The following is a 21,843-nucleotide window of genomic DNA, read 5'->3' as shown; positions in this document are numbered from 1 at the left end:
CGGTGCCGGCGGCTCTATCTCAGCGCCGTCAGGAACGGGCTGGCGATGCCGTGCCAGGAGACGTAGAGCTCCTCCCGGGCCCGGGTGCAGGCGACGAACAGCAGGCACTTCTCCCGTTGCAGGTCGTGGTAGTGCGTCACCTCGTCCTCGTCGATGCGGGTGACGGCGCCGGAGGGCACCTGGTGCTCGCCCACGCCGATGACGGCGACGCAGCGGAATTCCAGCCCCTTCATCCGGTGCATGGTCGCCAGCTGCACCTCGCCGTCGCCGGCCTTGCCCTCGTCCAGGTTGCACGCGGGGACGCCGGCGTCGCGCAGGGCCCGCACGGCCGAGTTCACCAGCATGTTGTTGCGTGCCGCGATCCCGATGTCGCCCGGTTCGATGCCCGCGTCGAGCCAGCCGCGCACCTTGGCGACGAGCGCTTTGAGCTCCAGCGGTTTGGTGGCCGCGCCGCGCAGTTCCGGACGCTGCCCGTGGACGTCCGAGCGGCATCCGGCCAGGCTCTCCAAGCCCTCGTCCATGTCGTCGATGCGCTCGCCGGCGAGCATGCCGAGGCTCCACGCCAGGATCTCCGCCGTCGTCCGGTAGTTGACGGTCAGCCGCGCGGAGCGCCCCGCCACGTTGATGCCGACGCCCTTGAGCGTCACCCGGTTGTCGTAGATCCGCTGGTGGGTGTCTCCGGCGATGAAGATGTCGTCGGGCCCCTCCGGCACGGCGGCGCGCAGCAGCCGCCATCTGACCGGGTGCAGGTCCTGCGCCTCGTCGACGATGATGTGCCGGTACGGCCTGTCGCCGCTCTCCTGGAGCAGCCGGGTTGCCTCGACGCAGACCGTCTCGTACGTCCACACGTTGCGGGCGGCGAGTTCGTCGGTGAACGCGGTGACCGCCTGCCAGACCAGCGCCTTCTGCTGCGGGCCGAGCCGGCGGCCCCGGCCGGCGCGCTTGGCGCGCAGGTATCCGTCCGCGGTGGTGATGTCCTGGGCGAGGACGACCTGCCGCCACTCCTGGGCGAGGAAGCTGTCGCTGAACGGGAGCTCCAGGTCGCGGATGATGCGCCGCCAGATCTGCTTCTGCTCGGGATCGCGCAGGATCGTCGGGCGGCCGTGCCGCTGCGCCACGATGCGGTAGGCGAGGGTGTCCACGTGGCGGACGTCGATGCGGCCCAACACGTCGTCGTCGGTCACCAGGAGCCGGAGCCCGTCGCGGAGGGATTCGGCGAGGGTCGTGGTGTAGGTGGTCAGCAGCACGGGCTTGTCGGCCTCGCCCAGGCGGCTCGCCAGGTGCCGGGCGCGGTGCAGCGCCACCACGGTCTTGCCCGTGCCGGGTCCGCCGGTGACGCGAGCGGGGCCGCTGAACGAACCGTAGGCGACCTTGCGCTGGGTCGGGTGCAGGTAGACCCGCCACAGCGCGAACGGCCGCTGGAAGACCTCCATGAGCTCGTCGGGCCCTTCGACGAGGACGACCCGTTCGGGTGTGCGCGCCACCGCGGCGTCGATGTCGTCGGGGTCGTAGGTCTGCGGTTCCTCGGCGCCGCCGCCCAGCTCCTCCCACACCTGTTCGGGGGTGTAGCCGAGGGCCAGGCCGATCAGCACGTCGTACTGGTGCTGCGGCAGGAACGCCCGGGCGGCCTCCAGCTGCACCAGGTCGGTGAGGGCGCGCGCGAAGGCGAGGGTCTGGTCGTCCACGCCGAGCCTGCGCAGGTCGGCGTCGGAGACCTTGTCCAAAAGCCGCTCGCTCCTGCGCTCGGCCATTTTGGACAGTTCGGGAAGGGTGGCGTCGATGGCGGCGACGTCTCTGATCTCGATGCCTCCGGTGGCGGAGTTCACCGACACCAGGCGGCGCTGCGCCCAGTCGTAGGCGTCATCGTGCGGCAGGACCTTCAGCAGCAGGTGGCTGTCGCCGCGTTCGGGGGCGAGCACCACGCCCCGCCAGTACTGGTCGATGCGGATGGTGCGCAGTCGGGGGTCGCGGGCGTTCTTGACCTTCTCCAGGTGCAGTCCGGCATGGGTGGTCTGTTCGAACTTCCCGAACACCTCGACGATCCGTTTCCGGACGGGGGGTTCCAAGCGGGCGAAGTCGACGAGAAAGTCCTTGTCGATGCCCAGCTTCGCCATTCAGGTGCTCCTCATCGTGGGTCGTCGGGGTACGGGTCGCGGGGGGCGGGGCGTATCACGGGGCGTGGGATCACGGGTCGTGGGGGTGCGGCCCGGCCAGCAGTTCTTCGACGGTGCGGACGTCGGGGTGGTCCGCGCCTCGCCAGCGCAGCAGGTCGCCGCGCAGGTCGGACAGGACGCCGAAGGCCCGGTCGTCGCCGGTGTCGGCGAGCAGCCGGCCGAGTTGCAGCCGCGCGGCGAGCGTCCGGTCGTCGTCGGGCCCGAGCACCCGCTCTTCGTCGGCGATCAGCGCGGTGAGCAGGTCGATGGCCTCGTCGACGGCGCCGAGCGCCGCCTGGCAGGCGGCCTCCTGCGACCGGCACATGAACGCCAGTTCCCGGTCGGGGCCGTGGCGTCCGGAGAGGGCGGCGCAGACCGCGCGGAACTCCGATGCCGCCGCGGCGTAGTCCGCCCCTTCGAACAGGAGTTCGGCGAGTTGCAGCCGTCCGCTCAGCACTTCGGGGTCGTCGGGGCCGTCGGCGGCGGCCGCCGCCTCCACGGCCGTCCACAGCGTCTGCGTGGCCTCGGTGAAGCGGTCGTGCCGGGCGAGGGTGCGGGCCTCGTCGCGCGCGTACCGCAGTTCGATCTTGCGCGGCGACGCCTCGCCGCCGGCGCCCTGGTTCGACGGCTCCGGCGCACCGTTCCCCTCCGCCTGCGGGACTTCGACGGCGGTGGTGTCGGGAACGGCCGCCGCGACGCCGACCCGCGCGACGATCGACGCGTACAGCCGGAGCGGGTCGCCCTGCGCGGGCCGGACGGCGTCGGCCAGCGGGCCGAGGTCGCGCAGGAACGGCACGAGCCGGGTGTAGACCTCGCCCGCCCCGGAGGGGCGGTCCTGCGGCTTTTTGGCCAGCAGCGCGTAGACCAGGTCCCGCAGTTCCGCGGGGACGTCCCCGCGCGGGGAGTGCAGCCGGGGCGGCCGGCGGCCCGTGTGCCCCTGCATGATCTGCCACTGGGAGCCGGTGTACGGCGGCCGTCCGGCGAGCATCTCGAACAGCACGCAGCCGAGCGCGTACAGGTCGGTCTGCGGGCTGACCGGTTCGCCCTTGAACTGCTCGGGCGCCATGTAGGCGGGGGTGCCGAGCTGCTGCCCGGTGGAGGTGATGCGCGTCAGGTCCGCGGGTTCCAGCGCACCGGCCAGGCCGAAGTCGAGCACCTTGACCGAGCCGTCGGGGCGGATCATCAGGTTGCTCGGTTTGAGGTCGCGGTGCACGCGGCGCCGCCGGTGCGCCAGGGCCAGCACCGCGCAGGCCTGCGCGGCGACCGCCGCCGCCCAGCCGACGGGCAGCCCCTCCTCCTCGGCGATCAGGTCGGCCACGGTGCGCCCGTCGACGAACTCCATCACCAGGTACGGGGAGCCGTCGTGGGTGCCGATGTCGTAGACGGCGGGGACGCCCGGATGGTGCATCTCCGCGGTGATCCTGCATTCCCGCAGGAAGCGGCGGGTGAGCTCCTCGTCGGGGGACTTGACGAGTTTGACCGCCACCCGCCGTGCCAAGGTCTGGTCCAGAGCCCCCCACACGGTCCCCATGCCCCCGACCCCGAGGGGTGCCCTGTCGAGCCGGTAGCGGTCGGCGATGACCGTCTCCCCCGCCACGGCGCCTCCGTTTAGCCGTCCTGACCCCTGCCGCGAATGTTTGAAAAGTACATGTCATGCTCTCGGGCGCAGGCTTCCCCCGGCAAGTCCTTCCAGCCCCGCGCGGACGACCTGTTCGACGAGTTCGCCCGCCTCCCGCATCGCCTGCTCCAGCGCGTCGAGGCGGCGGAACACCTCGGCGTAGGAGCGCTGCTCGTCCAGCGGCAGGCGCGGGATCTTCACCCGGCGCACGTCCAGGCGCGAGGACCCCGTCGAGAGGCGCGGGGCGTTGTCCCGCCCGGCGATCCGCAGGAACCCCGCCAGGTAGTGGGGGTCGAAATGCGCCGGGTCGACGCGGACGAGATGCAGGTTGGGGCCGAGCACCGTGCCGTCCTCGCCCTGCCCGATCACCCGGACGGCGTGGTAGCGCGTCGTGGTCGGCAGCACGATGTCACCCGCCCGCAGGCGGAGGAGCCCGGCGCCGGGCGGTGTGCGGCCGGTGGCGGCGCGGCCCGCCAGGACGTCCCGCACGGTGAGCACCGGCACGCTTCCCCGCTCGGTCCGCATGCTGATCGCGGCGTGCTGGATCGTGGCGGCCCCGGCTTTCACCAGTTCGGCCAGGGTGACGACGCCGGCCGGCAGCGGCGTCGCGGCGCGGGCGGCGGCCTGCCGCCTCCCGGAGGCGGGGCGCAGCAGTCCCGGCTCGGGGACGGTCCCGGCCAGCGCGGCGACCGCCTTGTCGAGCCGGTCGCGCAGCCCCGCGAAGGCGGTCTCGGTGACCGCCGCCTGCCGCCGTGCCCACCGCGCGGGGGTGAGGTCGATCTCCTCGTCGAGCAGTTCCACCAGGGAGACCGCGCGGCCGTGCTCACCGGCGGGTTCGCCGGCCCGCAGGCCGGGTCGGCCGGTGAACTCGCGCCACCGGCGGCACGCCTGCGCGGTCACCTCCCGCCAGTCGCCCACCCCGGACAGGTCGAGCATGAGGGCATGGCCGGGCGGCGCGTCGGCCGGGTCGGGTCTGCGCAGCACCCACAGGTGCGGCGCCAGCGGCGACTGCGGTGCCGCCCCGGCGGGCAGCGCGATGACCGCCCGCAGCGCACCGGCGCGCAGCAGTTGGCCGCGGACCCGGCGGCCCGAGGGCCGCGCCGCGGCGGCGGACGGCATCAGCACGAGGGCCCGGCCGCCGGGCCGCAGCCGCGCCAGCGCGTGCTGCACCCAGGCCAGTTCCGGTTCGCTCCTGGCGGGCAGCCCGTACTCCCAGCGCGGGTCGCCGACGAGGTCGTCGCGCCCCCAGTGCCGGTCGCCGTACGGCGGGACGCACAGCACCGCGTCGGCGCACAGCCCGGCATGGGCGTCGGCGCGCAGCGCGTCACCGGCGGCCACCTCGGCCGGGTGGCCGCGCAGCAGCAGCCGCAGCGCGGCGATGCGCGCCCCGGCATCGTCGCGTTCCTGCCCGACGGTGCGGGCCGCGCCGCAGGCGGCGGCCTGCAGCAGCAGCGTGCCGGTTCCGCAGGCGGGGTCGAGGACGGTGTCGCCGCCCGCGACGTCCGCCAGTGCCGCCATCACCGCGGCGGCCTCCGGGGAGGCGGACGGGGCGCGCCGCATCTGGGCGGCGTACCGCTCGTACAGCAGTTCGAAGGTCTGCGTCTCGCCGTGGTGCCGGGCGAGCCGGGCGACCTCCCGCACCAGCGGCGCGTTCCGCGCGCCCAGCCTGGGCGGCGGCCGGCCGCCGGGCAGATCGCCCAGCTCCTCGGCGACCGCCCCGGGCAGCCGCCGCGCCATCTCCTCGTCCGGCAGCGCGTCGAGCCGCCGCCACTTTTGCGGGCAGCGCCGCAGGAACAGCAGGAACGCGCCGGTGTAGCCGAGGACGTCGCCGAGCCGCAGGTCGCCGAGCGAGTTGCGCAGCCGCTGCCACACCAGGTCCTCCGCGGCGACCGCCTTGACCTTGCCGTGCGCGGTCAGCCATTGCTCGACCTCCCGCAGGGAGAACAGCGGGCTTTCGGCGGTGCCTCCCACGGGCTGCGGGAAGTCGTCGTAGCGGCGGCGCCAGTTGCTCACCGCCGCCCGGCCGACGCCGGTGAGGCGGGCGATGTCGGCGGCCTTCACGGTGGCGTCGTCGCTCATGCCCCTCCTCCGTGGCCGACCGGCAGCCGCGTCAGGATCCCGCGGGTCTTGAGTTCGGCGACGTGCTCGGCGGCGCGCCGGGGCGGCGTCCCGCCGCGGACGAGCACTCCCGCCTCGATGTTGTTCTCCGCGCCCGACAAGGTCAGGTTCGCGCTGGACACCAGCAGCACGCGCCGGTCGGCGACGGCCAGCTTGGCGTGCATCCTGGCGCCGGTGTCGGGGCGCCGCGCCACCGGCCAGTGCCACAGCTGCACGCCGGGCAGCCGCGCGAACGCCGCCGCCGGTTCTGCGCCCGCCAGGGCGCTCCCGGCGCCTTGCAGGGTCTCCACGACCACGGTCACGGCCACGCCGCGCGCGATCGCGGCGCCGAGGGCTTCCAGCAACGGCTCGTACGGCCTGGCCGAGTAGGTCATGAGCACCAGTTCGCTCGCGGCCTCCGCCACCAGTTCGACGAGCACGCGGGCGGTCGCGCGCACCGGCACCGCGTGGCTGCCCGGCCCGCTCCACACCGTCTCCACGTGCACGGCGGCGTCCCGGTGGGCCAGGGCCGCGGCGGCCCCGCGCAGGTAGGACGCGGCCGCGTGGGCGGTGAGGCCGTCGGCGCGGCGTGCCGCGTCGTGGATGGCCGCGGCCTCGTCGGGGAAGGCGGGCAGCGCCGCCACCACGAGCCCGCGGGGTGCGCCCTCGGCGATCCGGTCGGCCAGCACGCGCAGTTGCGCGGGCCCCAGCCGCATCACGGCCGAGGCCACCGCCGCCTCGAACTCCTCGACCGGCATGGCGTCAGGGCACCGCGGGGAACAGGGCGAGCGACGGGTCGTCGATCGGCACGACGAACCGCCGGTCCAGGAACCGGTTGCCGCGTTCGCAGGTGGTCTCGGACACGAACAGGCACACGTGGCACGCCGCGCCGTGCAGGAAGTCCTCGGGCGCCTCCGGCAGCCGGTCGGCGCACAGCGGGTCGGACGAGCAGCGGCGGGCGTCGGCGAGGGCCCGCCGGGTGAGCCGCACCAGCGCGTCCGGTTCGGCCAGCGACACCAGGCCGCCCAGCGTCCCTTCGGCGTCGGGCACGGCGGTGTAGATGAGGATGCCGCTGCGGTTCGGGTCGTCCTCGGTGCCCGAGTAGATCAGCTCCGACAGGCTGGCCGAGCTGTACCCGCATTCCAGCGCGATGGTGCGGATCAGCAGGTGCGACAGCGTGTGCAGGGCGATGTACCGCGCCCCGGGCCATCCCCGCATCGGGTCGGTCGGGGCGGGCAGCCGGTCGGACTGCCGGTTCTCCCGGAACCGCTTGTACGCCTCCCGGTGCTTGTCGAGCGCGTCGGACTCCTCGACGCGTTCCTCCCATTCCTGCAGCAGCCGCTCGGGCACGCGCAGGAAGATGCCTTCGCCGCGGACCTCGCTCGCCGGCACCCAGGTGGGCCTGTCCTTCGCCAGCGGCGCCCGCTTCACCAGGTCCGGCTCGTCGGGGTCGGGCGCGTCGAGACGGGTGAAGCCGATGAGGGCGCGGACCTCGCGCAGCCGCTCCACCTGGACGACGTCGGAGAAGATCTCTTTCAGTTCGGCGGGCACGCCGTCCGGGTCGCGGCGCAGCGCGAAGTCGTCGCTCGGCTCGGGCTCCTTGGGCGAGGTGAAGATCTCCCATTCGGCGGTGCGCAGGTCGGTTCTGCGCTTCTCCTCGGGCCGCCCCTCCTCCAGGATCTTGCGGCGCTGCTCGATGGCGGCCCAGATCTCCTCGTCGCTCCACTTGGTGAACTCGCGGAACGCCGGGACGTTCTCGCGGCTGTAGCGGAGGTACTCCCTGCCGGGCATCGAGCCGACGCCCTGGTCCCAGTACTGCACGACCTTGTCGGCCAGCTCACCGGCGTCGGTGGGCGGCACGTACAGCGCCGACAGCGTCTCGGGGAACCACTGGTTGGACGCACCGATCACCAGCACCTTGGGGTCGCGCTCGCAGCCCTCCTCGAACGTCCCCAGGTGCGGGTGCCGTCCCCGGCAGCGCGGCAGGTTCTCCTCGCCGCGGCGGCCCAGCGCGTCACGGATGTTGCGCTTCTCCCCGCAGCTGACGCACATGAGTGCGACGTTGGCGCCCAGGTTCCCGCCGCGGTCGTCCATCTTGAGGGTCGGATGGCTGGCCTTGGGGCAGCCGGTCCCCTTGTGCACGAAGTTCACGTACGGGAAGTCGTCGAGATGCCCGTCGTTGCAGGCCAGCACGAACCGGGCGGGCACGGCGAGGGGCTTTCTGCCGCTGCGCTTGCGGGGGCAGTCGGCGTGGAAGAAGTGGGCGTCATGGGGTTTGCGCGCCTTGTCGTTCTCGAAGCCGAAGATCTGCGAGTCGAGGGGTGCGAGCTGGTCGCAGACGGTGCAACGCATCCAGCTCGGGAACGGCATGACGGGCACTCCGACCTTGGACGCCGGGCCGGCCGGGTTGGAGTCGATCCCCGGCATCCACGGGGCCGGCCGCAGCTGCTTGACCGTGTCGCCCAGGGTGCCCTGCACGGCCTTGAGCAGCCGCGGCTCGGTCAGTGGGACGTACCCGGCCATCGGTCCGGTGTCCCAGTCGTCCAGGCCGCGCACCAGCACCGCGAAGTTGGGCAGGTCGACGAGCGCCCCGACCCCGCTGGTGAACATCAGGTGGCTGGGCCGCACGGCGCCGACCCGGCGGAAGTACCGGTCGCTGGTGGCCGCCATCACTTCCCCTTCCCGTTCAGCGTGGACTCGCCCAGCTCGTCGCCCACCGGCTCGTCGGGGTCGGGCTCGTCGGAGGGCTCGCCGAACGTCCATTCCGGCGCCCCGTAGGCGGGGTTGAAGATCTCGCCGCCCCCGGGCAGCAGCAGGTTGATCTCGTTCTCGGTCTCCCGCATCGACCGGCCGACGGTCAGCGTGCCCCACCGGTCGCCGTCCGCCGGTTCGATCAGCCCGGTGAGCTGCTGCTTGTTGTAGCTGCCTTTCTGGTAGCCGAGCCGGGTGCTGCCGGTCTTGCGCTTGTTCCACGCGTCCTTGACGACCTTGATGCGCTCGTCGAGGTAGTCGCGGCCGCGCCGCCCCCAGATCGCCTCGGCCCGGTCCAGCCACCGCTGCACGATCCCCTCGACGACGGGGTCGTCGAGCGGCACGTCGTGGGCGTCGACCTCGCGGGAGAACCGTTCGGCGGAGTGGCGTACGGCCGCGATGAACGTCGCCGCCGTCCCCCGGTCGAGCGCCCGCCGCGTGTACGGGGTGACCGACAGCGCCTCCACCTGCCGGTAGAAGGTGGCGTGGTAGTGCTCGAAGTCCTCGTAGTGGGCCAGGTCGCGGGGACGCGACCAGTTGTAGAGCGTCAGCACCAGCCCCGGGCGCTCGGCGTCGCGGCCGACGCGGGAGGACGCCTGGATGTACTCGGCGGTGTTCTTGGGCTGCCCGGTCACCACCATCAGCCCGAACCGGGACACGTCCACGCCCACTTGGAGCATGGAGGTGGCCAGCACGACGTCGACCGGCACCACGTCGTCGCCGCGCCGCCTGTTCCACCGTTCCGCGATCGGGTGGGCGGCTCGGCGCTTGTCGCGTTTCCTCTCCTTGAGGATGTCGGCCCATTCCTGGCCGATCTGCTGCCGCCTGGCGGTGGTGTCCAGCTCGGGGTCGAATCCGTATTCCAGCCGTTTGAGCACGTCGCTGATGTCGGCGGAGGAGATCCGGGAGGTGAGCTCCTGGATGGTGAGCATGTCGGCGCGGTGCACGAGCCGGTTGGACAGGTCCTTGAGCGTGCCGTGGGAGCGGACCCGGGTGGCGACGTCGTCGTCGAGGTAGCGGCGCATGCCGGCGAGTTCCCGGGTGGCGTTGAAGTAGCCGACGACCGTCATGTACGGGTCGGCGGGCTCGCCGTACTTGTCGAACAGGGTCTGCCCGGCGAGGAGCAGGATCTCCGCGAGCCGGATCTCCGCCGACTTCAGCCGGACGCCGTGCGCGCAGATGCCCAGGTAGCGCCGCCCCGGGGCGTCCTCGGTGACGGGCATCTGCCGGGAGAAGAAGGTGTCCGCCACGTCGATCACCTGGGGCGGGAAGACGGCCAGGCCGCGGCCGAATACCCCGCTCACCTGCTTGTCGGCGCGCTTGGTGGTGGCGGTGGACGCGACGATCTTCGGCCCGGTGAGGGTGCTCCCGCCGGACCCGTCCGGCACCCGCCACGTGCACAGCTCGGCCACGGCGGCCTCGAACAGCCCGACCGTGGTGCCCAGCGCGCCGGAGATCAGGTGCAGCTCGTCCTGGATGATGAGGTCCGGCGGCCGCAGCCGGGTGACCGGGACGCTCTCGACCGTCACCCCCTTCTTGGTGTGGCGCCCGCCGCACTTGGTGCGTGGGGTCAGGTCGTCGTGCCGGTAGCCGTGCCGCGGGCAGCGCTGCGCGACCCGGCCGAACAGCATCCCGGCGAAGCCGCGCCAGGGCAGCTGCGCCAGCTTGTCGACCGTGGCGATGACCAGGCTGGGCGTGTACCGGTAGATCTCTTCGTCGATGGTGAGGATCGGCAGCCCCTCGCCGGTGGCGCTCTTGCGCTCGGAGAACGGGCAGGCGCCGTCGCCCTCCCCGTTGGGGCAGAACAGCAAGACCCGCCGCAGCTCCTCCCTGACCTTCAGGTCGTGGTGGGCGTGCAGCCGCTCGCCGCACCAGGGGCAGCTGAGGGTCTGCAGCACGTTGGTGCGCTTGCCGTCCCCCGCCTGCCGCGCCGCGGCGATCTGCTCTTCAGCATCGTCGAACCAGTTGGGGGAGACGCCGCCGCCGACCCACAGGCCGATGCGGAACGGTTCGCTTCCCCATGTGGCCGGGTCGCGCTGCCGCAGGATCTCCGCCGCGCACACCAGGGCCGCCGCCCGCTGGAACTGCTGCGCGGTCAGCAGCCGCAGCGTGTACCGCATGAGGACGGCCACGCCGTCCAGGCCGTTGCGCGCGTCGGCACCCGTCCCGATCGTCTTCTGCAGCCGCCGGATCGCGAACGTGTAGGCGGTCAGGCCCAGGTACGCCTCGGTCTTGCCGCCGCCGGTGGGGAAGAACAGCAGATCGACCACGCCGGTGTGGTCGGCGGCCCGCTCCGGGTGGGCGGGATCGGTGAGGGACGGCAGGTTGAGCAGCACGAACGCCAGCTGGAACGGCCGCCACGACGCCGCCTTGGCGCCCTGCTCCCGGACCTGCCGTTCGGCCTGCGCGAAGGTCAGGCCCTCGGTGCCGCGGAGCCGGCCGATGGCGGTGTGCCGCCGCTGCAGCGCCATCGCCTCGTTGGCGAACCGGAACGCCCGCAGCGCCTGCTCGTGCCGCGGGCTCTGCGGGTCGGTGAGCAGCCGGACCCCGGCGGCGATGCGCTCGGCCGCCTGCCGGGCCTTGGCCACCGCGGTCTCGGCGGCGGGCCGCAGCGTCTCCGGCAGGTCGCCGATCTGCGCGGCGCGCTCGTCGAGCCAGGTGGAGTAGCCGTCCGCCAGCGGGGCGAGCCCGGCCTTGAGCGTTTCGGCGTCGGCCGCGGCGAGGGCGTCCATCGACAGCTCGGCGCCCCGCAGGTAGGGCGAGTCGGTGGGCGCCACGGTCGCGGGCACGTCGTAGGCGGGGATCCAGGTGGTGGTGAGGCGGTGCGCGGCCCGTTCTCCGTCGCGGACGTCGGCGTGGACGGCGACGTTGCGGCCCGATGCGTACCTGCGCTCGTTGCGGTAGAGGAGCCGCAGGTGCATTTCCTCCTGGTCGTCGCCCACCGCGGTCAGGTCGTCGGCGGGGTCGTCGACCGGCAGGAAGATCGCCTTGGCGCCGTCCAGCGCGGTGACGACGAGTTCGGACTGGAACAGCCAGGCGGTGTCGGGATTGCTGACCGGTTCGAGCTGGGCGTTGATGAGCGTCAGCTCCACGACCCGCCCCGCGTCCGACGGCCGCACGGTCACCGCCAGGTGCACGCCCGGCTCGTCGGGGGTCTTGGTGGTGAGCGGAATCCGGTACGAGGGTTCCCCGTCGAGCCGCACTTCCTGGTCGTATTCGACGGGCTCCCGGCTCCACCGGAGGCGCTTGACGCCGTTTTCGTCCTCGGCCTCGGTCTTGGCGTACCGCCCCCAGGACGCGCGCACGTTCACCGCGTCGATGTCGGGGCCGACGTGGAACGACAGCCCCATGGACGAAGCCCATAGGCGCCCGGCGTTCTGCGGGGTCTGCACCTCGGGCAGCTCCGGCGCCCCGTCGCCTTCGACGCCGGTCTCGGTGTCGGGCAGCTTGTCGGCGGACTGGACGAGCCCCTTCGGCAGGTGCTTGGGCCCCAGCATCCCCACCAGGTAGCGCTCTCTGGGGCCCATCGCCTTGAACGGGAAGACCTCCTCCTTACCGCCCCACGGCCCGAGCAGATCCCGCCGGACGAGCTCTTCGAACTCGCTCCGCACCTGGTACGAGGACGCCTCCGCGAAGTTCTGCGGCAGGTCCAGCACGGGCACGAGCTCCGACCGCTGAGACGCCCCGCCTCCATCGGCGATCAGCTTCAGCTTCTCCTGCTTGTTGCCCGTACTGAAGAGTTCTTCCTGCTCGACCATGCTCATCCCTTGTTCGAACGGAGATGTCCCGTGCAGCAGCGGGTCACGTCGTCACCGAACTCGCGCCAGGAGCGGTTCGATCCCACGGGTCGCTTATAGCAGCCCAGCTCAATGGCCTTGGCGAGCACTTTTGGCGCGTCGGACTCCCGGTAGCGGCTCCTGCCCCGGCTCACCTCACTCATGACCTTCTTCGGGTCGACGATCTTCCCGGTGTCCTTGCCCCGATACTTAGTGGGCAGCTTCCACGAAGAGGAGAATGCCGCAAGCGCATCCGGAAAGAGCAGGAGCCACGCTTCGATCTCGGCGACCGCCAGCACGTAGTGCGCATTGCCGAACTCGCTTTCCAAAGCCTTCTGGACTCGGTCGCGCGTCTTTGGGTATTCATCGCTGTCCGCCGCGTCGAAGTCCTCATGTACAAAGACACAGGCAAGCTCCGCTTTCTGCTGTGCAGCCTTCGCACGGGCCAGCCCACCAAGGTGCTTGATCCGTTGTGCCAGGTTACTGTCGGACGCCTGCCGCAGCCGCACCACCCAGTTGATCTCCACAAGGCGGCCCCGCATGTCGGGACAGAGCTCTTCGAGCAGCAGCCGCATGCACTGGCGGTCGTTCGCGTCCTCCCCCGCGAGCACGATCACCGGCTTCCTGGTCGCACGGACGCGGGTGCCGCTTCTCCTCACAGACCGCCCCCGAGCGTCCCAGAGAACCAGAGCTCACCGAGCGGAAGCCCTTCACTCTTGGTTACAATTTTTTCGATCTCAGCAGTGGACAATGCCGGGATCGCCGAAGATCCATCGTCCAGCCGCTCGCAGATCACGATTTCCTCAGGGCGCAGACGGTCCACCAAGGCCGGTGAATGCGTCGCAATCAGAAATTGCGTCCGCTCACTGGCATCGCGAAGTCTTTCCACTAGCAATTCCAACGCCTGCGGATGCAACCCGTGGTCGATCTCTTCCACGCAGGTCAACGCAGGAGGCTCTGGGTCATACAACAACGCCAGCAAGCCGAGCAGCCTTATTGTTCCGTACGACGCATCCGCCAGTTGGGTAGGCTGCCTGAGTCCGTGCTCGCGCAGGACGACTATGACCTCCCGGGCCGCACCGGACGGGTATTCGAAAGCGATGTCCTCCAGATGCGGTAGAACTCTGATGGCATCCTCCACCAGGTTCTGCCATGCCTCCTCATCTCTGCTTCGAAGAGTCAACAGGAAGGAGCTCAGGTTACGCGCATCCTCATAAAGAAACGCTTCACGATGCGGAAATTTCGCAGGCAGACGCGCAGCCGAGACATCCACATCGAAGACTCGGAACGATTCCAGCCGTTCCGCAACGGTGGCAACCTCGCCACCACCTTCCTCATCGGCGAGGCGAGGCAGCGTGGAAAGACCGCTGCTCATTTTTTGGATGCCGATCTGACGTTCAGCGTCTGGACCAGCGCCGAACACACTGATCTTTTGACCGGTGATGGTGATGCGCCTTCCCCGCCCCCGGGTCCGCTTAAATTGGAACGTCTCCTTGCGGGAGAGTGAGTCTGCACCTGCCTTTTGAGTCCTCCGCGTGACTCGAAGCTCGTATTCGTCGGGTGCACTAACACTGCTGTGTGTCGTCCAGGTTGCTTTGAGCTTTATTTTGATCGAGGCGGGTGGCTTGTCTCCTCCCCGAAACACAACGTCGTCGAAGCCCCCGCGAAGGTCGAGCGCCGGCTGCAGGTCCGTACGAATGACGTCGGCGAGAAAACGAAACACCTCCAGCACATTCGTCTTACCTGCGCCATTCGGACCGACCAGCACGTTCAACGGTCGCAGCGGCAGGGAGATCTTCCGCAAACTGCGAAAATTCTCCACTTCCAGCTCGAGAATCCTCTTGTCCATTCAGATCACCTCCTCTTCCATCCTGCCGTAATCTTGCCTCCCGACCGCTGCGGTCGAGACGTCAGAAGAAGGTTCCTTGGTTGTCTTTGACCCCGCCCCTGCCTCGGGGGCCCTTCTTGGACTTCTTGTCGTGCAGCCCGAGGCGGACCTCTTCGGCGTAGCGCTCGTGGTTGAGCTCCAGCAGTCGGTCCAAGATCTCCCGCTGCGCCGCCGGCCCGATGGTGTAGCGAGGCTCCCGCCGGTTCACCAGATGGAACCCGTGGTCAAGCTGATCGAGCAGGTCATCCCACCCGTACGCCCGCACCACGGCCTCGTCGATGGCCTTGTGAATCCGCCGCAGCTCGACGATGTCCTCGTCCTTGCACTTCTCGTCGAACACGAGGTTGTACGTCTTGGTAAGCCCGGTCTGCCGCGCGAGCATCACATCCCGCCGATACGAGTCGAGCCGCTCCCCCAATTCCCGCATCTCCTGCGTAAGCTCTGGCAAGGGGAACGTCTCGAACACATCGGACGGCGTGTAACGCAGATCGGCCTTCATTGACGAAGCCCGTGTAAGCGCCCACCAGTAGTGCGGCGCACTCGACAGCAACGCCAGCATCGCTGTGTCGTCCGTCGCAAACACCCCAAGCGCATGCGAAAATACTTGGCCTGTCGGCACCATGACCGGCATTGCCGTCTTACTAACGAGCGCTATGACCGCTACGCGATCCAGCCCGGAGATAGCAGCGCGAAGACCTGGCGCAAGCTTTTCGTAGCGCCACCACGCTTCTCTAGTCGCTCGCTTCGAGTCCGGGAGCTCATCTCTTCGTGGTTTCACCAGACGCCGAACCCGCTCCAGAGATTCCGGATAAGCTTCCGCCCTCTCGAGTGACCAGTCCCTAAAGTCGATAATCCAACGACTGGCAGACTGATCTGGACGAGAGTTTAGATCCTCGCCATTAAGGTATCGAAAAATGACTTCCTTGTTAACCGGATTGCCGTCAATCAATTCGCGAGCCTCGACATCAGACAGCACAAATCCGATTCCGTTAACATTATTTCCAATGAAGGCAATGTTCGCGCTCGCCACAAGCCTATACGGCTTTCCCGTGACACGAGTTAGCGGATCAAGGGTGGGGGTGATACCCGCAACCGGCACGCCATCTGCCACCAACACTGCGTTCTTGTTGACAGGGCTACAGGTTGTCCAGATTGCACAGTACTCCAGAACTGCCCCCTTAGAGGGCCACGGCTCACTTTTGATTGATCGCCGGATTGTCACCCCGCTTTCCAATAGGCGATCCAGGCCGACTTCACGGGTATCACCTTGCGTCAGGGTATTGGTGGCGATAACCCCAACTTGTCCGGACGAGTTCAGCAGTTCATGAGCACGCAGGACGAAATAGGCGACCAGGTCGGCGTTACCCTTAGCCCCCTTTGCGGGCACTTCAACAAGGGTCTCTCGATAAGCGGACCCTGCAGAACCACTGATCTTCTTTCCCCCCAGGAACGGAGGATTACCGATGATGGCGTCGAAGCCGGGGCCGTGAGGGCGCTTTTCGTCGAAGACCTCGGGGAAGACGAGGGGCCAGTGGAGGGGCTCGCGGGGGAAGGCGCCGTCAACCAGGTCTGTCTTGAGCCAGACGTTGCGCTGGTCGCGGGCGGTGAGGGCAGCCTCCGGAGAGCCGGAGAAGACCTCGGCCGCGTACTTGGCGGCGGCGAGAGAAGCGCTGTCGAGGTTCTTGCCGGAGTGGGCGAGCACGGACGCCACGGCCAGGTCGGCGGCGAGCCAGACGTTCTCGACCTTCTGTTCGGTCTCGGCGAGGATCGCGCGCTTGGCCGCCAAGCCCCTGATCGTGGAGCCGTCGATCTCGGAGAGGCGGAGGCGGTCTTCGGCGATGCTGCGGGCGACGCTGCGGATATCCTTGGTCCAGTCGAACAGGTCGCGCTGGGCGTCCTCGTACAGCTTTCGGCCCTGCTTGGGGTCCATGTGCATCACTTCGAGCTGTTCGAGCGAGGTGATGCCGAGCAGGGAGTCGCCGTGCACAAGGCGGTCGTCCAGGAAGGTGAAGGGGCGCTCGGGGTCCATGGAGACGAGCCAGAGCGAGAGCTTGGCCATCTCGACGGCCATGGGGTTGATGTCCACGCCGTACAGGCAGTGCTCGATGACCGCGCGGCGGGCGTCGATGATGAGCGGGTCGTCGTCGACGGTCATGAGGCCGCTGTCGAGCTGTTCCTTCACCTCGGGGGCCCGGTCAAGGCCCTCGTTCGCCCACGCCTGCACGAGGCGGTCGGCGAGGTAGCGGCAGGCGGCGACGAGGAACGCGCCAGAGCCCATCGCGATGTCGGCGACCTTGAGGGCAAGGATGTCCTTCGAACTCTTGAGCCGCCACTCGTTCTTGTCGGCGGTCTGGAGCGGGCCCGGCTCGTAGACGAGCGGTTCGAGCGCGTGCTGCACCACCTCCTCGGCGAGGAAGCGTGGCGTGTAGTGGGTGCCGGTGTTCTTCCTCAGCTTCGACTCGGTGACGTAGAGCGCGCCCGGCAGGATGACCACCGGCAGGCCCCGCAGGTCGGTACGGATGATGCCGTAGAACGGCAGCAGGCGCTCGGCGAGGTCCCGGTCGCCGGCGGTGACGGCGAGGAGCTTGCGCATCGCCTCGGGACGGTCGGTGTCGCCCAGAGGGGCGAGCCTTTTCTCAAGCCCCTTGGCCGTGCCGATCTTGGAGTCCTTGTAGGCGGTGGCGAGGCGCGTCGCGAGTCCGGGGATGTCGGTGACGGCGGCCGCGTGGGCCTCCAACTCGGTGAGGTGGACCTCTTCTTCGAGGCCCTCCTTGCCGATCAGGCCGACGACGGTGTCCTCGGCGCGGAAGCCCTCGAACGACAGCAGGCCCTCGTAAACGTAGCCGATCTGCTCGACGTCCAAGGTCTTGAAGCTGAGCTGGCGCAGCTCGCGGTTCTTGCCTTTGCCGGTCTGGACGTACTGCACCGCCTTGAGCATGTGCAGGACGGTGCGGTCGTCGATGTTGAGCGGCAGCCACGGGTAGGCGTCCGGGTTGAAGATCGAGCCGTCGTGGGCGTGCATCTTCAACCGCGGGTGGTCGACGCCGCGGTACACGGCGTCGAACAGGGCGAGCAGCCGGTGCCATGCGGCGGTGGTGTGCTCCAGCTCCTCTTCCGAGCCCTCGCGGACGCGCTGCTCAAGGTCGGCGTAGAGCCGCCCGGCCGAGTAGGCCCGCGCGTACAGCTCGTTGTCGGCGGGCAGCAGACCCCGCTCCTCGGCGAACAGCAGGAAGACGATCCGCATCATGACGGCGACCGCGCCCCGGTACACCTCGTGCGCGGAAACGTCCTTCAGGTCGGCGCTGCCGAGGGCATCGGCCCGGCCGAAGGCGGCGACGAGCAGTTCAACGGCCTGGCGGACCTGGACGCCCAGCGCCTCGGTGATCTCCTCCTGAGTGTCCAGGGAGCGTTCAAGGAGGGCGACCAGCTTCTCCTCGTCCCGCACGCCGAAGAACCGGCGGCGGCACAGGATCGACACGAAGGCCCGGACGACGTCGCGCTCGGCGGCCGCCGCCCAGTCCACGGCGTCGAAGACGGCCGTCGTGGTGACGCCGCCGCGCGGCGCCCACACCAGCGCCCACCAGCGGCCGTCGGTGACCAGGCCGAGTTCGATGTTGTGGTAGCGGCACAGGTGGGCCATCCGGTCGGCGGGGGTGGCCGCCCAGGCGTCGCCCTTGATGCGGGCGGTGGGCTGCTGCCCCGGCTCGCACACCATGCCCAGCAGCCGCACGGTCTCCGGCTTGAGCTTCTCGCCCGGCTCGACCAGCGCGAACGACGGGGTGATAGTGGTGTCGTGCTCGGCCACCTCGATGGCAAAGGCGTCGGCGCCGTCGAAGTGCAGGGCGTCTCCCCAGCTCAGCAGGTCGCCGAGGATGTAGGAGATCCAGTCGCGCTGGCCGGTCTCGGGGGCGTCCTGCCAGATGCCGTGCTGGGTGCGCAGCCGTTCGCGGGCGGACTTGTCCAGCGGGTCGAGCGACGGCCACGTCTCACGAAGGACGGGCAGGCTGAGGAACGGCCCGGTGATCTCCACCAGGGACAGCCAGTCGCGGTGCTGCTGGACGCTGTCGGGGGTGCGGCGGATCGTGCGGCGGCTCATCGGACGGCCTCCCTGCGGGGAACGACGAAGATCACGGCGACGGGGAACGTGTGCGACCGGGGATCGCGGTAGCGGGCCGCGATGGCCTCCAGTTCGCGGTCGCGTTCGATCTCCAGGCGGCCCAAGCGCTCCTCCCAGGATTGGCGGTCCCTGCGGTACTGCCGCAGCTCCTCTTCGTTCTTGCTGGCCTCAATGCGGCTGAACAGCGCGTCGTCTTCCTCGTCGTCGGCCAGCTTGGCACGCAGCGTGGCGGCGAACTGGTCCAGGTTGGCGACGATGCGCTTCTGCTCGGCCTCCCGGCGCTGGGCGAGCTTGCGTTCCAACTGTTCACGCCGGGTGCTGACGCGCCATTCGATCGCCGACAGCAGGCCGTCGCGGACCCGGGCGTCCCGCCAGCGGTCGATCATGCGCTGCCGGAGGTGCGGCGACGCCGCGATGCCCGAGGCCAAACCCCTGTCGAGCATCTCCTTGAGCCGGGTGAGGTTCTCCAGGCGGCGGAAGCGGCCGTTCTCCGGTGCCCAGCCTCCGGCGTGCAGCACCTCTTCGTGGAGGCGGACGCCGTCGGCGCCGACGAGCAGGAAGCGCGAGTAGGCGCCGACGAGCACGTCTTCCAGCGCGGGATCGTCGCTGACCACGGCGGTCACCCGGTGCAGGCCGACGTCGGGGTTGGTGACGGCGGCGCGCAGCAGCCGGGTGGACATGGCGACCAGCGGGTGCCCGAGGTGGGCGAGCACCACGTCGTCGCGGCCCCGGGCGACCTCGGCGTCGAAGGTGACGGGCCGTTGCCGGGGCGGTTCCCCGTCGTCGCGCTTGAGTTTTTCGAGCAGTCCGGCGGTGGCGCGCTCCCAGGGGCCGGTGAGCGGCGGCACGTCGTACAAGCCCCCGGCGCCCTGCACGTCGTCGGTGACCTCGACGAGGGGCTGCTGCCGGGCCAGCTCCAGGGCGGTCGAGACCACGCGGTGCACCCTGGCGGGGGTGATGTCGAGTTCTTCGACCGTGGCGTCGAGCGTCTCCCGCAGTTTGCGCACCTGGGCGCGGACGTTGGTCTCGGTGGGCACGTCCTGCTTGGGCGCGGCGTTCTCCACGTCGTCGATGGCGACGTCCTCGCCGAGCATGCGCCGCTGCACCCGGTCGGAGATGACGGCGTTGACGGGGCCGAGGTCCTTTTCCATCTGGGCGACCTTTTCGGCGACCCGCGCCAGGAACTCAAGGTCGGCCTCGTAGGTGTCGACGGCGCCGTCCCAGCCCGTGCCGACGAAGTGCCGGATGTCGGGGGTGCGGGTCTGCCCGTACCGGTCGACCCGGCCGATGCGCTGCTCCAGCTTGTTGGGGTTGAACGGGATGTCGTAGTTGATCAGGCGGTGGCAGTGCTTCTGCAGGTCGATGCCCTCGCCGGCGGCGTCGGTGGCGAGCAGGATCCGCACCGGCTGTTCGGCCGGGTCGGCCTGGAAGGCCAGCCGCACCTGCTCCCGCTCGTCGGCCGACATCCCGCCGTAGATCTGCGCGAGGCGGTCCCCGGCCAGGCCCTCCTGCCTCAGCAGCTCGGCCAGCCACCGCTGGGTGTCGCGGTACTCGGTGAAGATGACGACGCGTTCGTCGGTCCACGTGCCGTCCGGACGGCACTCCTTTTTCAGATGCTCGATGAGCTCGCGGGCCTTGGCGTCGGGGCGGGCCTCGTGCGCGAGCGCCCACTCCTCCATCTGCTTGAGCAGTTGAAGCTCGCGTTCGTCGGCGTCCGGCTGCATCGGCCGGACGCGGTGCAGCGCGTCGTCTTCGGCCTCGGCGAGCTGCTCGTCGTCGTAGGTGGCGACCTCGTCGACGAAGTCTTCCAGCCATTCCGGCACGTCGTCGTCGGCGGCGACGAGGGCGGCCGCGGACCCGCGCCGGTTCTGCAGCGTCTCGATGTAGACGCCGACGGTGTGGGCGAACGCGGCCGGGCTGGAGAACAGGCGCTTCTTCAGCAGCAGCGTCACCAGGTCGGCGGCCTTGCGTCCCCGGCGCCCCTGGGTGAGCCGCCTGCGCCGCAGCTCGCCGAACTCCTTGAGCAGCCCGTGGACCTCGCGTTCGCTCTCGGGGTATCGCACGGGGATGGCGGTCGCCTTACGCTGCGCGAAACGCGGGCTGCCGTCGTTGTTGACGATGTGCTGCTTGAGCCGCCGCACGACGGTTTCGTTGGCCGCGTTGCGGTCGGGCGAGACGCCCCGCGCGAACCGCTGGTCGTCGAGGATCTCCAGGAGGGCCGTGTAGGACGCCTCGTAGCCGTTGTGCGGGGTGGCCGACAGGAACAGCCGGTGGGTGAAGTGGGGTGCGAGCCGCCGGATGAGCTTGGTCTGCTGGGAGTCGACCGCGTACACCTGCTTGGGCGCGGCGGGGGCCACGTGGTGCGCCTCGTCCAGGATCAGCAGGTCGAAGGTGCGCGGGTAGGTCGGGCCGTCCGCGGGCAGCACCTCGTTCAGCAGCCGCTGCGCCTTGGCGCCGCGCAGCCACGGCAGGCTGACGATCGTCAGCGGGTAGACCTCGAACGGGTTGGCGGCCGAGCCGTGCGTGCGGCGGACGATGGCGCAGCGCTCGGAGTCGATGATGGTGAAGTCCAGGCCGAACTTCTCGGCCATCTCGTCGCGCCACTTGAGGGTGAGCCCCGCCGGGCAGACGATCATGACGCGGCGGGCCCGGTGCCGCAGCAGCAGTTCTTGGGCGACCAGGCCGGCCTCGATGGTCTTACCGAGCCCGACGTCGTCGGCGAGCAGCAGGTTGACGCGGGGCGCGTCCACGGCGCGGGCCACCGGTTCGAGCTGGTAGTTCTCGATCGCCACACCGGACCGGAACGGCGCCTGCAGGGTCTTGACGTCGGCCGAGGTGACGGCGGACCAGCGGATCGCGTCGAGGAAGGCGGCCAGCCGCTCGGGCGGGTCGAAGCCGCCCGTCTCCACCTCGGGCAGTGAACCGCTGGGCAGGGTGCGGCGGCCCGGCTCGACCTCCCAGATGACCGAGATCGTCTCGCCGTAGCGGCCGTCCTCCACGCTCTGCAGGGTCACCAGCGTGCTGGCCTTGGCGGGCTCGATCTCGCTGACCACCCAGCGCTGTCCGCGCACGGCCACCAACGACCCGATCGTGGGTGCGTCCCCCGTCGCCGCTGTCGCCACCCGACCCCCTCGTCTCTGAGCATCGCTCACCGGCAATCAACCTGTGAACGCCATACACATAGCGCACGGCGGCGACAGCCGCCACCTGAACACCGCCGAAGTGGCCGGGTGTGGCCATCCATCCCCAAGAAAAACCGCACAGAGAGTCATATTCACGGACACAGCGTGACGCCGTGCACCTCAAATCGGCCTGACTCACCTTACTGACGCCGCTGACGGGCGATCGGAGGTCATCGGAGACCTCCGAGGAGACCCCCGCCTTCAGGCGGGGGAGGAATCAGACCCCTGCGGAGCAGGACAGGGGCAGGCGATTCACCGCCA

Annotated in this window: 10 protein-coding genes; all 10 read right to left on the bottom strand. The window is 70.0% G+C overall.

Going from position 1 to position 21,843, the window contains the following annotated elements; all coding sequences use genetic code 11:
* Positions 1 to 14: 14 nt before the first annotated feature.
* Positions 15 to 2,114: a UvrD-helicase domain-containing protein gene (locus QSK22_RS23440; protein ID WP_285496478.1), complete on the bottom strand. Its 2,100-nt coding sequence runs from the start codon at positions 2,112 to 2,114 to the stop codon at positions 15 to 17.
* A 70-nt stretch (positions 2,115 to 2,184) separates the two neighbouring features.
* Positions 2,185 to 3,750, bottom strand: a complete 1,566-nt coding sequence (locus tag QSK22_RS23435; protein ID WP_285496477.1) for a serine/threonine-protein kinase — start codon at positions 3,748 to 3,750, stop codon at positions 2,185 to 2,187.
* Between the two features lie 54 nt (positions 3,751 to 3,804).
* Positions 3,805 to 5,850, bottom strand: a complete 2,046-nt coding sequence (locus QSK22_RS23430) for an N-6 DNA methylase (RefSeq protein WP_285496476.1) — start codon at positions 5,848 to 5,850, stop codon at positions 3,805 to 3,807.
* The gene (gene drmC, locus QSK22_RS23425; RefSeq protein WP_285496475.1) at positions 5,847 to 6,626 is read right to left on the bottom strand and encodes a DISARM system phospholipase D-like protein DrmC; all 780 of its coding nucleotides are present in this window, start codon (positions 6,624 to 6,626) and stop codon (positions 5,847 to 5,849) included. The genes QSK22_RS23430 and drmC overlap by 4 nt, the downstream gene beginning before the upstream one ends.
* A gap of 4 nt (positions 6,627 to 6,630) precedes the next feature.
* Positions 6,631 to 8,538, bottom strand: a complete 1,908-nt coding sequence (gene drmB, locus QSK22_RS23420) for an MrfA Zn-binding domain-containing protein (protein ID WP_285496474.1) — start codon at positions 8,536 to 8,538, stop codon at positions 6,631 to 6,633.
* Positions 8,538 to 12,377, bottom strand: a complete 3,840-nt coding sequence (gene drmA, locus QSK22_RS23415; protein ID WP_285496472.1) for a DISARM system helicase DrmA — start codon at positions 12,375 to 12,377, stop codon at positions 8,538 to 8,540. Before drmA ends, drmB begins: the two co-directional genes overlap by 1 nt.
* 2 nt (positions 12,378 to 12,379) lie before the next feature.
* Positions 12,380 to 13,012, bottom strand: coding sequence for a hypothetical protein (locus QSK22_RS23410; RefSeq protein ID WP_285496471.1), 633 nt, complete (start codon positions 13,010 to 13,012; stop codon positions 12,380 to 12,382).
* 38 nt (positions 13,013 to 13,050) lie between these two features.
* On the bottom strand, positions 13,051 to 14,244 hold the full coding sequence (locus QSK22_RS23405; RefSeq protein ID WP_285496470.1) for an AAA family ATPase: 1,194 nt from the start codon (positions 14,242 to 14,244) through the stop codon (positions 13,051 to 13,053).
* 61 nt (positions 14,245 to 14,305) lie between these two features.
* A complete protein-coding gene (locus QSK22_RS23400) occupies positions 14,306 to 18,379 on the bottom strand; it encodes an Eco57I restriction-modification methylase domain-containing protein (protein ID WP_285496469.1) in 4,074 nt (1,357 codons plus the stop codon).
* Positions 18,376 to 21,477 (bottom strand): DISARM system SNF2-like helicase DrmD, encoded by a 3,102-nt coding sequence (gene drmD, locus QSK22_RS23395; RefSeq protein WP_502872356.1) that lies wholly within the window; start codon positions 21,475 to 21,477, stop codon positions 18,376 to 18,378. Before drmD ends, QSK22_RS23400 begins: the two co-directional genes overlap by 4 nt.
* Positions 21,478 to 21,843: the final 366 nt, after the last annotated feature.

The organism is Actinomadura sp. NBRC 104425 (assembly GCF_030269545.1).
In the GTDB taxonomy this organism is placed as follows: Bacteria; Actinomycetota; Actinomycetes; order Streptosporangiales; family Streptosporangiaceae; genus Spirillospora; species Spirillospora keratinilytica.
This window is presented reverse-complemented; position numbering and strand designations above follow the sequence as displayed.

Bases quoted from the DNA above. Each gene is read 5' to 3' on its own strand.
- QSK22_RS23440 (WP_285496478.1), bottom strand. From the start codon at position 2,114: ATGGCGAAGCTGGGCATCGACAAGGACTTTCTCGTCGACTTCGCCCGC.
- QSK22_RS23405 (WP_285496470.1), bottom strand. From the start codon at position 14,244: ATGGACAAGAGGATTCTCGAGCTGGAAGTGGAGAATTTTCGCAGTTTG.
- drmB (WP_285496474.1), bottom strand. From the start codon at position 8,538: ATGGCGGCCACCAGCGACCGGTACTTCCGCCGGGTCGGCGCCGTGCGG.
- QSK22_RS23430 (WP_285496476.1), bottom strand. From the start codon at position 5,850: ATGAGCGACGACGCCACCGTGAAGGCCGCCGACATCGCCCGCCTCACC.
- QSK22_RS23400 (WP_285496469.1), bottom strand. From the start codon at position 18,379: ATGAGCCGCCGCACGATCCGCCGCACCCCCGACAGCGTCCAGCAGCAC.
- drmC (WP_285496475.1), bottom strand. From the start codon at position 6,626: ATGCCGGTCGAGGAGTTCGAGGCGGCGGTGGCCTCGGCCGTGATGCGG.
- drmA (WP_285496472.1), bottom strand. From the start codon at position 12,377: ATGGTCGAGCAGGAAGAACTCTTCAGTACGGGCAACAAGCAGGAGAAG.